The organism is Microbacterium memoriense, from assembly GCF_025398275.1.
Lineage (GTDB): Bacteria > Actinomycetota > Actinomycetes > Actinomycetales > Microbacteriaceae > Microbacterium > Microbacterium memoriense.
The window spans coordinates 193,871-207,607 of the sequence record NZ_JAODOR010000011.1; the positions used below are offsets into that span (position 1 = coordinate 193,871).

12 protein-coding genes are annotated in these 13,737 nt (G+C 66.8%); 5 read left to right on the plus strand and 7 right to left on the minus strand.

What is annotated here, in order from left to right; translation table 11 throughout:
* Positions 1–226: 226 nt before the first annotated feature.
* The 7 genes from trpS to sdhC are packed head-to-tail and all read right to left on the minus strand — an operon-like array spanning position 227 to position 6,888.
* A complete protein-coding gene (trpS, locus tag N4R40_RS10250) occupies positions 227–1,231 on the minus strand; it encodes a tryptophan--tRNA ligase (RefSeq protein WP_261607278.1) in 1,005 nt (334 codons plus the stop codon).
* A gap of 47 nt (positions 1,232–1,278) precedes the next feature.
* Positions 1,279–2,112, minus strand: coding sequence for an exodeoxyribonuclease III (locus tag N4R40_RS10255; RefSeq protein WP_261607279.1), 834 nt, complete (start codon positions 2,110–2,112; stop codon positions 1,279–1,281).
* Between the two features lie 36 nt (positions 2,113–2,148).
* Positions 2,149–3,336: a YihY/virulence factor BrkB family protein gene (locus tag N4R40_RS10260; protein WP_261607280.1), complete on the minus strand. Its 1,188-nt coding sequence runs from the start codon at positions 3,334–3,336 to the stop codon at positions 2,149–2,151.
* A 27-nt stretch (positions 3,337–3,363) separates the two neighbouring features.
* Positions 3,364–4,122, minus strand: coding sequence for a succinate dehydrogenase iron-sulfur subunit (locus tag N4R40_RS10265; RefSeq protein WP_261607281.1), 759 nt, complete (start codon positions 4,120–4,122; stop codon positions 3,364–3,366).
* On the minus strand, positions 4,122–5,945 hold the full coding sequence (gene sdhA / locus N4R40_RS10270; RefSeq protein WP_261607282.1) for a succinate dehydrogenase flavoprotein subunit: 1,824 nt from the start codon (positions 5,943–5,945) through the stop codon (positions 4,122–4,124). The genes N4R40_RS10265 and sdhA overlap by 1 nt, the downstream gene beginning before the upstream one ends.
* Before the next feature lie 47 nt (positions 5,946–5,992).
* Positions 5,993–6,454 carry a succinate dehydrogenase hydrophobic membrane anchor subunit gene (locus N4R40_RS10275; protein WP_261607283.1) on the minus strand — a complete coding sequence of 154 codons (462 nt, stop codon included), beginning with the start codon at positions 6,452–6,454 and terminating at the stop codon, positions 5,993–5,995.
* Positions 6,454–6,888: a succinate dehydrogenase, cytochrome b556 subunit gene (gene sdhC, locus N4R40_RS10280; RefSeq protein ID WP_261607284.1), complete on the minus strand. Its 435-nt coding sequence runs from the start codon at positions 6,886–6,888 to the stop codon at positions 6,454–6,456. Before sdhC ends, N4R40_RS10275 begins: the two co-directional genes overlap by 1 nt.
* Before the next feature lie 221 nt (positions 6,889–7,109).
* Between sdhC and N4R40_RS10285 the strand changes: the two genes are divergently transcribed.
* The 5 genes from N4R40_RS10285 (at position 7,110) to N4R40_RS10305 (ending at position 13,733) form a co-directional block, all read left to right on the plus strand.
* Entirely contained in the window at positions 7,110–8,225 is a 1,116-nt protein-coding gene (locus N4R40_RS10285) for a mannose-1-phosphate guanylyltransferase (protein WP_261607285.1), read from the plus strand.
* Between the two features lie 174 nt (positions 8,226–8,399).
* A complete protein-coding gene (locus N4R40_RS10290; protein WP_261607286.1) occupies positions 8,400–9,545 on the plus strand; it encodes a BMP family lipoprotein in 1,146 nt (381 codons plus the stop codon).
* Between the two features lie 89 nt (positions 9,546–9,634).
* Entirely contained in the window at positions 9,635–11,149 is a 1,515-nt protein-coding gene (locus tag N4R40_RS10295) for an ABC transporter ATP-binding protein (RefSeq protein ID WP_261607287.1), read from the plus strand.
* Positions 11,146–12,453, plus strand: a complete 1,308-nt coding sequence (locus N4R40_RS10300) for an ABC transporter permease (protein ID WP_261607288.1) — start codon at positions 11,146–11,148, stop codon at positions 12,451–12,453. Before N4R40_RS10295 ends, N4R40_RS10300 begins: the two co-directional genes overlap by 4 nt.
* Entirely contained in the window at positions 12,450–13,733 is a 1,284-nt protein-coding gene (locus N4R40_RS10305; RefSeq protein ID WP_261607289.1) for an ABC transporter permease, read from the plus strand. Before N4R40_RS10300 ends, N4R40_RS10305 begins: the two co-directional genes overlap by 4 nt.
* Positions 13,734–13,737: the final 4 nt, after the last annotated feature.

The following is a 13,737-nucleotide window of genomic DNA, read 5'->3' on the forward strand; positions in this document are numbered from 1 at the left end:
GGACAGCTTCAGGTTCAGCCCGTGCTAGCCAAGAACATGTACCGATTGCAGGACCGCTCGCAGTCGGTGGCGGGTGCCACGTCGTCGTTCCGGCAATCCTTCAGTCATCCGGTGAGAACGATCCTGCATTGGGTACGCGGTGAGTGACGTGCCCGCTTTTGACGTGCGGGTGGCGCGGTCCGTGGCGGAGGGTGTGCGCGGCGCACTCCGCGCGGGGATGCCGGGGCTACAGGCGGCGGAGGAGACCGATCTTGTCGTAGACCGAGGCGAGGGTCGCGCCCGCGACCTCGTCGGCACGCGCCGCGTTCGCGGCCAGAACGCGATCGAGCTCGGCGGGGTCATCCAGCAGTTCGAGCGCGCGGGCGCGGACCGGTCCGAACTCCTCGACCACCACTTCGGCCAGGCCCTTCTTGAAGTCGCCGTACCCGCGGCCGGCGTACTCGTCCTCGATCGCCGGGATCTGGCGGCCGGTGAGGGCGGCGTAGATCACCAGGAGATTCGAGACGCCCGGTTTGGTTTCGCGGTCGTACCGCACGGTGCCGTCGGAGTCGGTCACGGCGCGCATGACCTTCTTCGCCGAGGCGGCCGGGTCATCGAGCAGCCACAGCACTCCGGCGTCCGATTCGGCGGATTTGCTCATCTTCGCGGTCGGGTTCTGCAGATCGTAGATGCGCGCAGTGTCCTTCTGGATCACCGGCATAGGCACAGTGAACGTCTGCCCGTAGCGCGAGTTGAAGCGCTCCGCGAGGTCGCGGGTCAGCTCGACATGCTGCTTCTGGTCGTCACCCACCGGGACGATATCGGTCTGGTACAGCAGGATGTCGGCCGCCATCAGTACCGGGTAGGTGAAGAGCCCGACGCTCGTCGCATCGGTGCCGTAGCGGGCGGACTTGTCCTTGAACTGCGTCATCCGCGACGCTTCGCCGAATCCCGTGATCGTCGACAGGATCCAGGCGAGCTCGGCGTGCGCGCGCACGTGTGACTGCACATAGAGAGTCGACCGTGACGGCTCGATGCCGGCGGCGATGTACTGCGCTGCCGTGCGACGGGTCTTGGCGCGGAGCTCGGCCGGGTCGTTCGGCTGAGTCAGGGCGTGCAGATCGACGACCGAGAAGAAGGCCTCGTACGAATCCTGCAGCTCACGCCACTGCATGAGTGCCCCGATGTAGTTGCCGATCTGGAGGGAGTCGGCGGAGGGCTGCATTCCGGAGTACAGGCGGGGTTTGCTCACCTGTTCAGTCTATTGACCGGATGCCGGCCGCTCGCCCGCCCGCCCGGTCAGAACGCGTAGTCGGCGACGACGGGAGCGTGGTCGCTCCACCGGGTGTCCCACGACGGCGCGCGCACCACCCGATAGTCCACGACGCGCTCGGCGAGAGCGGGGGAGGCCAGGTGGTAGTCGATCCGCCAGCCCGTGTCGGTGTCGAACGCCTTGCCGCGGTTCGACCACCAGGAGTACGGCCCGTCGACCTCGCCCGCCCACCGGCGCCCGACATCCACCCAGCCGAGACCAGTTCCTGTCGTCCCGTCGACGCAGGCGACAGTCTCGCCGGCGGGGCCGACGAAGCGGTCGAAGTAGGCACGCTCGCGCGGGAGGAAGCCGGCCTTCTTGACGTTGCCCTTCCAGTTGCGGATGTCGAGCTCGCGGTGTCCGACGTTCAGGTCGCCGGTGATCAGCGCGAGCTCGCCGAGCTGCGGCATCCGGGCCTCCATCGCGTCGAGGAACGCGTACTTCGCCACTTGCTTCTCGGTGCCGTCCTCGCCGGTGAAGACGTAGGCACTCACGATGGTCACGCGCTCGCCGGCGATGTCGATGTCGGCCTCGATCCAGCGTCCCTTCGAATCGAGGGTGTCGTCGCTCAGGTCGACCCGCCAGATGTCGAGCGGTTCGCGTGCGGCGATAGCGACGCCCGCGCGGCCCTTCGCCAGAGCTTCATCGTTGACGACGTGCCAACCGGGAAGGGCGTCGGCCAGGTGTACGGCCTCACCGCGCACCTCTTGCAGCGTCAGGACATCGACATCGGCAGAGTCGAGCCACGCGGACATCCCATTGCGGGATGCGGCCCGAATGCCGTTGACGTTGACGGAGGCGATTCGTACCGAGCGGGGCATGTATTCCACACTAACCATCGCCACCGACACGAGCGGTCACTCCAGGAGGAGCCCGCGGGGCTTCTCCGGAGCGGGGGCAAAGGCCTCGACAAGGGCGAGCTGGTCTTCGGCGCGTCGCACTTCTCGGTGCGTCGCCCAGGACTGCCACCACGGGGCGGACTCACGGGCCAGATGGGCATCGCGGACGCGGACCTGGGCGGCGACGAGGAGCGCGGCGTGTTCGGCGCGGCGTTTCTCCTCTTCCGACATCTGCACGAGGGGGACGTCATCGTCGTGCGCCGACACAGCCACCCAGGATGCGGCCACGAGGATCACGATGCCCGCCAGTCGGAACCACAACAGGAATCCGATCAGGACCGAGAAGGTCGCCAACAGCGGGTTGGAGGGTGTGTAGAGAAAGAGGATGCCGACCCCGAGCTGCAGGATCGCCAGCGCACCGCCGCCGAGGAGCGCTCCGGGCCAGACCCGCATCCACGGAACGGAGATGCCGGTGAGGAAGCGCAGGAGACCCGCGAGCGCGGCCGAGTTGATGGCGAACGCGACGACGACCGATGCGCCCCGGCCGGCGACGGTGACCCACCCCGACAGGTCTGTCCACCCGAGCAGCCGGAACAGCAGGTCGATCGCCCCGGCCGCGACGCCACCGAGGATGGCGCCGAGAATGAGGGCGACACCGAACATCGCGGCGGCGAGGAAATCTCGCGCCTTCAGAATGATGTAGCCACGCCTGTCGAAGGGGAGCCCGAACGTGTCACGCACGGCGCGGCGCGTGAAGGTGACGAATCCGATCGCGGTCCAGATCGCGACGACGAAAGCGATCGCACCGGTGATGGCGAGCGCTCCCGAACTCGACTGCGCGACATCGGCGACGTCCTCGGGGTGCACCAGGCCGTGTTCGCTGATGAGCCCGGGAACGTAGGTGTTGACGATCTCGATCAGTGCGTTGATGGTCTGCTGGCTGCCCCCCAGCCACACGCCGACGATCGCGAAAGCGAAGTACAGAGCGGCGAAGATCGCGAACAGCGACTGGTAGCTGATCGCGGCAGCCAGCAGGAATCCGTTGTGCTGCAGGAAGTGCCGCCACACCCGGATCGGGAACCAGGCGAGCGTCTTGCGGGTCAGTTCGGTGGCGCGCTCGATCGGGGCGTCCCAGCGTTCACGCAGGTCCGATTGCTCCCAGCGCGCCCGCCAGTACGCTTCGGCCTGCTCGTCGCGATCACCCACGCTCACACACTATCGAGCGCGAGGAGATCAGCGCCCGCGCAGGACCGCCTGCTTGACTTCGGCGATCGCCTTGGTCACCTCGATACCGCGAGGGCAGGCCTCGGTGCAGTTGAAGGTCGTGCGGCAGCGCCACACGCCTTCCTTGTCGTTGAGGATGTCCAGGCGCACATCGCCCGCGTCGTCGCGCGAGTCGAAGATGAAACGGTGCGCATTGACGATCGCGGCCGGGCCGAAGTACTGGCCGTCTGTCCAGAAGACAGGGCACGACGACGTGCATGCCGCGCAGAGAATGCACTTGGTCGTGTCATCGAAGACCTCGCGGTCGACGATCGACTGGATGCGTTCCTTGCCCGCTTCGGGCTTCGAGTTCGCGATGAGGAACGGCTGCACTTCGCGGTACGACGCGAAGAACGGCTCCATGTCGACGATGAGGTCCTTCTCAAGCGGCAGACCCTTGATCGCTTCGACGTAGATCGGCTTAGAAATGTCGAGGTCCTTGATCAGCGTCTTGCAGGCGAGGCGGTTGCGCCCGTTGATGCGCATCGCGTCGGAGCCGCAGATGCCGTGCGCGCACGAGCGGCGGAACGACAGCGAACCGTCGACCTCCCACTTGATCTTGTGCAGCGCATCGAGCACCCGGTCGGTGGGGTAGAGCTCGACGTCGTAGTCGACCCAGCGGGGCTCGTCGTCGACCTCCGGGTCGAAGCGGCGCACGATGAACGTGATCAGGTACGACTGGATGCCGGAGTCCGTCGTGACGGCAGCCTCTTCAGCGACGAGGGTCATCAGTACTTCCTCTCCATCGGCGGGTAGTTGAGCTCGCCCTTGTCGTTCTTGGTGAACACGACCGGCTTCCAGTCGAGGGTGATGTGGTCCTCGGGGTCCGGCGAGTGCGGGTCGCCGGTGAGATACGCCATCGTGTGCTGCATGTAGTTCTCGTCGTCGCGCGCCTCGTAGTCCTCGCGCATGTGGCCGCCGCGGCTTTCCTTGCGGTTTCGCGCGGCGTAGGCGACGATCTCGGCGAGGTCGAGCAGGAAGCCGAGTTCGACGGCTTCGAGCAGATCGGTGTTGAACCGCTTGCCCTTGTCGTCGACGTGGATGTTCTTGTAACGCTGACGCAGGTCGTGGATCGTGCCCATGACGTTGGTCAGTGTCTCTTCCGTGCGGAAGACCTGGGCGTTCTTGTCCATCTCTTCCTGCAGCGTCTTGCGGAGCACGGCGATGCGCTCGCCGCCGGGGTTGTTGCGCAGGCCCTCGATGAGCTCGCGCACCTCCTTGGCGGGGTCCTCGGGGAGGGGCACGAAATCGGCCGTCTGAACGTACTCGACCGCTTTGCGACCCGATCGCTTGCCGAACACGTTGATATCCAGCAGCGAGTTGGTGCCGAGGCGGTTGGCTCCGTGCACCGAGACGCAGGCGCATTCGCCGGCGGCGTAGAGGCCGGGGACGACCCGGTCGTTGTTCTGCAGGACTTCGCCGTCGGTGTTGGTCGGGATGCCGCCCATCGCGTAGTGCGCGGTCGGCATGACCGGGACGGGTTCGGTCACCGGGTCGACACCGAGATAGGTGCGGGCGAACTCGGTGATGTCAGGGAGCTTGGTCTCGAGGACCTCGGCTCCGAGGTGCGTGCAGTCGAGGTAGACGTAGTCCTTGTTGGGGCCGGCGCCGCGGCCCTCGAGGACCTCCTTGACCATGCAGCGGGCGACGATGTCACGCGGAGCGAGGTCCTTGATCGTCGGGGCGTAGCGTTCCATGAACCGTTCGCCCGAGGCGTTGCGGAGGATGGCGCCCTCACCGCGGGCACCTTCGGTCAGCAGGATGCCGAGCCCGGCCAGGCCGGTCGGATGGAACTGGAAGAACTCGATGTCCTCCAGCGGCAGACCCTTGCGCCAGATGATCCCGACGCCGTCGCCCGTGAGGGTGTGCGCGTTGGAGGTCGTCTTGTAGATCTTGCCGAAGCCACCGGTCGCGAAGATGACGGCCTTCGAGTGGAAGACGTGCAGGTCGCCCGTGGCGAGTTCGTACGCGACGACTCCGGCGATCTGGGTGTTGCCCTCGGCATCCTTCACCGTGATCAGGTCGAGGGCGTAGAACTCGTTGAAGAAGTTGATGCCGAGCCGCACGCAGTTCTGGAACAGCGTCTGCAGGATCATGTGGCCGGTGCGGTCGGCGGCGTAGCACGCACGGCGCACGGGAGTCTTGCCGTGGTCGGCGGTGTGCCCGCCGAAGCGACGCTGGTCGATCTTGCCCTCGGGTGTGCGGTTGAACGGCAGGCCCATGTTCTCGAGGTCGATGACCGCGTCGATGGCTTCCTTCGCGAGGATCTCCGCAGCATCCTGGTCGACGAGGTAATCGCCACCCTTGACGGTGTCGAAGGTGTGCCACTCCCAGGAGTCCTCTTCGACGTTCGCGAGCGCCGCCGCCATGCCGCCCTGCGCGGCACCGGTGTGCGAGCGCGTGGGGTAGAGCTTCGTGATCACGGCGGTCTTCGCGCCGGGTCCGGCTTCGATGGCGGCGCGCATGCCCGCGCCGCCGGCGCCGACGATGACGACGTCGAACTCGTGGTAGTACACGCCGTCCTTGAGGACGGCGTCGGGGTAAGTGCTCACGTCAGGATGCCTCTTCGTCTACTTTTCGTCTCGTCGCCGTACCGGGCTCACAGAGCCTGGCAGGCCTCCCAGAACGCACTGTCTGTCGTCACGCCGTTGCACGGGTCGAATGCGAACACGACGAGCGTGCCGAGCACGATCAGCAGGCCCGCGGCCACGAAGATCGCCCAGACGAGGGTCTTGCGCACCGTCTCGCCGGTCACGTAGTCGTTGACGATCGTGCGCATGCCGTTGGCGCCATGGATGAGCGCCAGCCACAGCATGAGGATGTCCCACACCTGCCAGAACGGGTTCGCGAGCTTGCCGGCCACGAAGCCCCAGTCGAGCGCGTGGATGCCGTCGCCCACCATGAGGTTGGAGAACAAGTGCCCGAAGATAAGCACGACCAGCACGACGCCGGAGATGCGCATGTACAGCCAGCCCCACTTTTCGAGGTTGGGGCCCTTCTTGCGGATGTGCGGGTCGCGGCTCTGCGGGGAGCGGGGTGCGGCCAGAGTGTCGGCGGTCATCAGTGTCCCCCTCCGGTGTTCGAGAAAACGTTGATGAGGTGACGCGGCACGAAGCCGGCGAGCGTCACGGCCCAGATGCCGAGCACTCCCCACCACAGCTGGCGCTGGTGACGTGTGGCCCACGGCCACAGGTCGACCGCGATGATGCGCAGGCCGTTGTAGGCGTGATAGGCGATCGCGGCGACGAGGGCAACCTCGCCGATGCCCATGATCGGGTTCTTGTATGTGCCGATGACCGCGTCATAGGCCTCGGGGGAGAGGCGGATGAGTGCGGTATCGAGCACATGCACCAGCAGGAAGAAGAAGATGGCGATGCCGGTGATGCGGTGCAGAACCCACGACCACATGCCCTCTCGGCCGCGGTACAGCGTGCCGCGCGGGGTCTTGGACGTGGTCTCGGAGACCTCCGGCGTGACGCGTGCTGGTGCAGACACTTCGTCCTCCCTGGGTGTGATGGGACACCTCGATACGGCGGGGGACGAATCCCCGGGGCGTTTTCGACCCTCGGCGTCGCACACGGGCGCATTGATCATCCTACGTGCCGTCCAGGACACCGAGCGAGTGAGGCCGACCTAAGTTCTCTCGATGTCGAGACAACACGGCCCGCGCTCCCGTCTTCCGGGGGGAATTCCGGCGCGGACGGTACTCTCGAGGCATGTCGCAGCCGATCCCCAATTTCTACGCCGTCATCCCCGCGGGGGGAGTGGGCAGTCGGCTGTGGCCGCTTTCGCGCGCCGATGCGCCCAAGTTCCTGCACGACCTCACCGGCTCGGGTCATTCGCTGCTGCGCGACACGTGGGACCGCCTCGAGCCCTTGACCGGCCCCGACCGGATCGCCGTGGTCACCGGCCGTGCGCACCGCGCCGCCGTCGAGGAACAACTTCCCGACATCGCAGATCTGAACGTGTTCTTGGAGTCCGAGCCTCGCGACTCGGCGGCCGCGATCGGCCTCGCGGCCGCGATCCTGCACCGCCGTGAACCGGACGTGATCATCGGGTCCTTCGCGGCCGACCATGTCATCCGCGGCACGCGGGTGTTCGAGTTCGCCGTGCGGGATGCCGTGGAGGTCGCCCGCGAGGGCTACGTCTGCACGATCGGCATCGCGCCGTCCGAGCCTGCCGTCGGCTTCGGGTACATCAAACGCGGGTCCGAGTTGATCGTCGACGGCGCACGCGACGCGTCGCTCGTCGAGCGGTTCGTGGAGAAGCCCGACCTCGAGACCGCGAAGCGGTATGTCGCCGACCGCGACTATCTGTGGAACGCCGGCATGTTCATTTCGCGCGCCGATGTGCTGCTCGCCGAGATCGAGGCATCCAACCCCTCCCTGCACGCGGGACTGATCGCGCTCGCCGAGGCATGGGACGACCGGGACCTCCGCGGCCCCGCGGTGGATCGCATCTGGCCGACGTTGCCGAAGATCGCGATCGATTACGTCGTCGCCGAACCGGCCGCCGAGCGCGGACGCCTCGCCGTCGTGCCCGGACACTTCGATTGGGATGACGTGGGCGACTTCGCGAGTCTCGCCAAGCTCAACTCGCACGGACGCAAGAACGACCTCGCGATCCTCGGCGAGAATGCCCGCATCCTCTCCGACGCCGCCAGCGGCATCGTCGTCAGCCACACGAACCGCGTCATCAGCCTGATCGGCGTGAAGGACATCGTGGTCGTCGACACTCCCGATGCTCTCCTGGTGACCACGAGCGAGCATGCGCAGCGCGTCAAGGGCGTCGTCGACGCCTTGAAGCTGACCGGCCGCAGCGACGTCCTGTAGACACCGGGAGGCTCCCGCCCGATTGCGCAAGATGCCGCCCACGTGACGGCTTCATTGCGTCTTTGTAACCATTGGCCCGCGCGGGTGGGTGCAGGGTGCAAATCGATGGTCACACTGGGTAACTTCGACAGGTGCGTCCGCGAAATCCGCGGTCATATCAATGTGGAGGCTGCATTGACCATCTCGACCACCAAGAAGCTCGCCGGCATCACCGCCGCCGCGGGACTCATTTTCGCCCTCGCCGGTTGCGGCTCGGCGCCTGAGGCCACCCCCACCAGCACCGGCGACGCCGGCACTGTCGTGGACGGCTTCCTGCCTTGCCTGATCTCCGACGCCGGCGGTTGGAACGACAAGTCGTTCAACGAGTCCGCGAAGAACGGCATGGACAAGGCTGCGGCCGAGTTGGATGTCGCGCCGCTCGAGTTCGAGTCGACCAACGACAACGACTACGCGCCGAACATGGAGACCGCCGTCGCTGAGGGCTGCACCCTGATCGTCGCGGTGGGCTTCAAGCTCGCCGCCGCGACCGCCGAGGCCGCCAATGCGAACCCTGACATCGACTTCGCGATCATCGACGACTACGCCGACGGCACGACCGTCGACGCAGACGGCAACCCGGTCTACGACGGCGCGCCCGACGCTCCGAACATCAAGCCCCTCGTCTTCAACACGGCCGAGGCCGCGTACCTCGGCGGTTACGCCGCGGCGGCGTGGTCGGCTGAGGCGGGCGTGAACAAGGTCGGCACCTTCGGCGGCATGCAGATCCCGTCGGTCGCCGTGTTCATGGACGGCTACCAGCTCGGTGTCGAGAAGTACAACGAGGACAAGGGTGCCGCGGTCGAGGTCTTCGGCTGGGACATCGCCTCGCAGGAGGGTGCCTTCACCGGTGCCTTCGACGCGAACGACACCGCCAAGCAGACCGCGCAGTCGGTTCTCGACCAGGGCGTCGACGTCATCCTCCCCGTGGGCGGCCCGATCTACAAGAGCGCGGCAGCAGCCATCGCCGACAGCGGCAAGAGCACGCTCATGCTCGGTGTCGACAGCGACCTCGCGGTCGCCGACACGAGTGTCACGGACGTCACGCTGGTCTCGATCATGAAGGCGATCGACGTGGCCGTCTACGACGCGACCATCGCCGCGGCGGCGGGCGAGTTCGACCCGGCGCCGTACATCGGAACGCTGGAGAACGAGGGCGTCAAGCTCTCGAGCTTCCACGACTTCGAGTCGCAGCTGCCCGATGGCCTGCTCGACGAGATCGCGGCTCTGCAGGCGTCGATCATCGCCGGCGACATCACGGTGGAGTCGGACAACTCCCCGTAAGCACGGCTCGATGACGGGGCCGAGAGGAACAGTCCTCTCGGCCCCGTTTCTGCTGTGGATAGACGTCCGTTCTCGATAGATTGGCCAGTATGAAGCTCGAGCTCCGCGGGATCACGAAGAGGTTCGGCACACTCGTCGCCAACGATCACATCGATCTGGTCGTCCAGCCGGGAGAGATCCATGCTCTTCTCGGTGAGAACGGTGCAGGTAAGTCCACGTTGATGAACGTCCTGTACGGCCTTTACCGTGCTGACGAGGGCGAGATCGTGCTCGACGACGTCGTCCAGCACTTCCGCGGACCGGGCGACGCGATGGCGGCAGGCATCGGCATGGTGCACCAGCACTTCATGCTGATCCCCGTCTTCACCGTGGCGGAGAACGTCATGCTCGGCCATGAGGAGACGAAGGGTCTCGGCCGACTCGATCTCGCCGCCGCGCGCGAGCACGTGCGTGCCGTCGCCGATCGCTTCGGGTTCCAGATCGATCCGGATGCCCTCGTGGGTGACCTGCCGGTCGGCGTCCAGCAACGGGTCGAGATCATCAAGGCGCTCTCGCGCGACGCGAAGGTTCTCGTGTTCGACGAGCCCACCGCGGTGCTCACGCCGCAGGAGACCGATGAGTTGATGGCGATCATGCGCCAGCTCCGCGACGAGGGCACCTCGATCGTCTTCATCACCCACAAGCTCCGTGAGGTGCGTGAAGTCGCCGACCGCATCACGGTCATCCGCCTCGGCGCGGTCGTCGGCGAAGCCTCTCCCACCGCATCCAATGCCGAACTCGCCTCTCTCATGGTGGGACGTGCGGTCGAGCTGACGGTGCACAAGAACCCTCCCGTCATCCGTGAGGGCGGCCTGCAGGTGCGTGATCTGCGCGTCCTGACCGCGGGCGGCGCGATCGTCGTGGACGGTGTCGCCTTCGACGTGCGTCCGGGCGAAGTGCTCGCCGTGGCCGGTGTACAGGGGAACGGACAGACCGAGCTCGTCGAGGCCATCGTCGGTCTCGCGGCTCGCACCGAGGGGTCGATCCGCCTCGACGGCGATGAACTCGTCGGTAAGAGCGTGCGCGGCATCCTCGAATCCGGCGTCGGTTTCGTCCCGGAAGACCGCACAGAAGACGGACTCGTCGGTGGCTTCTCGGTCGCGGAGAATCTCGTTCTCGACCGGTCGACCGACCCGGAGTTCTCACGGATGGGGACCATCCGTCGAGCCGCGCTGGAGGACTTCGCGCGGGCGCGCATCGAAGAGTACGACATCCGCACCCAGGGTACGCAGACCCCGGCCGGCACGCTCTCCGGCGGTAACCAGCAGAAACTCGTGATCGCGCGTGAGATGAGTCGTGAGCTCCGGTTGCTCGTGGCCGCGCAGCCGACGCGCGGTGTCGACGTCGGCTCGATCGAATTCATCCACAAACGCATCATCGAAACGCGGGATGCCGGCATCCCCGTCGTCGTCGTCTCGACCGAACTCGATGAGGTCACCGCTCTCGCCGATCGCATCGCGGTGATGTACCGAGGGACGATCGTGGGAATCGTGCCGGGCGATACGCCCCGTGACATCCTCGGCCTCATGATGGCCGGCGCAACCGATCCGGAGGTGGCCGCATGAGCGGCGTGACGCCCGGCGCCGCGGACGCGGCGCGCCCCGCTGAACAGCTCCCGCCCACCAGCGGTCTGTTGACCGGCGGAGAGATTCCGCCGCCGCCGCGGTCCAACGTCATCCTGAAGGACATGCTCCGCGGGAGCGCGGTCACGACCTTCCTCGCGATCGTCCTCGCGATGATCGTCGGCGGTGTGCTCATCGCCATCACGAACGACGACGTGCAGGCTGCCGCGGGCTACTTCTTCTCGCGCCCCGGCGATACGTTCGCCGCCGTGTGGAACGCCGTGTACAGCGGCTACGAAGCGCTCTTCCGCGGCGCGGTGTTCAACCCGCGCGGCGCCGACTTCGCGGCCCAGATCCGGCCGCTGACCAACTCGCTCGGGTTCGCGGCCCCGCTGATCGCCGCGGGCCTCGGCGTCGCGCTCGCCTTCCGGGTGGGCCTGTTCAACATCGGTGCACGCGGACAGATGCTCATCGGCGCGATGTTCGCGGGGCTGTTCGCGTTCAACCTCGATCTGCCGATGTGGATCCACCTTCCGCTCACCCTGATGGCCGGCATCCTCGGCGGCGCGCTGTGGGGCGGCATCGTGGGCCTGCTGAAGGCGAAGACGGGCGCGCACGAGGTGATCCTCACGATCATGCTCAACTACGTCGCGTTCTACCTCTTGCTCTGGATGCTGCGGAGCCCCGGCTTGTTGCAGATGGCCGGGAGCAACCAGCCGCAGACGAAGCCCACACCCGCGTCGGCGCAGTTCCCCGATCTGCTCGGGCCACTGTTCCCCGCGCTCGACTGGGGGTTCGTGGTCGTCGTCCTGGCGACCCTGTTCGTGTGGTGGCTCATCGAACGCTCGAGCCTGGGACTGCGCCTGCGCGCCGTGGGGGAGAACCCGCACGCGGCACGCGCGGCGGGCATCAACGTCGAGCGCCTGTACCTCTACGCGATGCTGTTCGCCGGGGGTCTCGCGGGCCTGGCCGCCATGAACCAGATTCAAGGCAACGTGACCACCGGGTTCGGTGCGACGATCGACGCGGGCATCGGCTTCGACGCGATCACCGTGGCGCTCCTCGGCCGGAGCCGCGCGTGGGGCACGTTCGCCGCCGGCATCCTGTTCGGCGCTCTGAAAGCGGGATCGTTCTCGATGCAGGCGCAGGGGATTCCCGTCGACATCGTGCTCGTGGTCCAGTCGCTCATCGTGCTGTTCATCGCCGCGCCGCCGTTGCTGCGCGCGGTGTTCTTCCTCCCGAAGACCGACCTCGAGAAGGCGGCCAAGGCGCGGGCCAAGGCCGCGAAGAAGGCGGTGGCGGCATGACCACTCCCACGCTCGTCGCCGATGACGGCACGATTCAGCTCACCGTCGTCAAGGAGCGTCACTTCAAGGTGCCGATCGTCTTCGGCATCGTCCTGGTGCTCCTCGGCGCACTGTTCGTCTTCGCGCCGCGCGGAGGTATCTCCACGTTCCGTCTGGGCGACCCGACCTCGGCGATCGCGCTGCCGGACGTGGAGGTCCCGACGGGACCGACGAGCTGGGCGGTCTGGACGATTCTCGCCCTCCTCGCCCTCTGGGCGACCTGGGTCGCCTGGTCCTACCGTCGCACCCCGCTGTGGCTCACGATCGCGTTCAGCGTCCTCGGCGTCTTCGCGTTCCTCGTCTGGGCGGCCGCCGGTGGCCTCGTCCCGGTGTCGAACCTGCTGTTCGGCGCCGTGTCGCTGTCGGTGCCGCTGGTCTTCGGCGCGCTCGGTGGCGTGATCGGCGAGCGGGCCGGCGTCGTGAACGTGGCCATCGAAGGACAGCTCCTGCTGGGCGCCTTCTCCGCGGCACTGCTGTCGAGCATCACCGGCAACCCGTTCATCGGCCTCATCGGCGCGATGATCGGCGGCGTCCTCGTCTCGTTCGTGCTCGCGGCGTTCGCCATCAAGTACCTCGTCGATCAGGTCATCGTCGGTGTCGTGCTCAACGTGCTCGTCACCGGCCTCACCGGCTTCCTCTATGGAGCGCTGTTGGTGCCCAACGAGGCGACCCTCAACCGTCCCGAGCGGTTCGGCCGCATCGAGATCCCGGTGCTGAGCGACATCCCGATCATCGGGCCGGTGCTGTTCAACCAGACCTTCATCGTGTACCTGATGTTCGTCACGGTCGCCATCGTCGCCTGGGGGCTGTACCGCACGCGCTGGGGACTCCGGCTTCGCGCCGTCGGCGAGCACCCGCAGGCAGCGGACACCGTGGGCATCAAGGTGAACGCCACCCGGTTCTGGAATGTGATGCTCGCGGGCGCGATCGCCGGTATCGGCGGCGCCTACTTCACGCTCGTGTCGGTGCCGCAGTTCGGCAAGGAAATGACGGCCGGCCTCGGGTTCATCGCTCTGGCCGCCGTGATCTTCGGCCGGTGGGACCCGATCCGCGCCACCCTCGCGGCGCTCCTGTTCGGCTTCGCGACGAACCTGCAGAACCTGCTGACGATCCTGAAGACCCCGATCCCCAGCGAATTCATGCTCATGCTTCCGTACGTCGTCACGATCCTCGCGGTCGCCGGCTTCGCGGGGCAGATCCGGGGGCCTGCGGCATCCGGAAAACCGTACATCAAGGGATAGACAC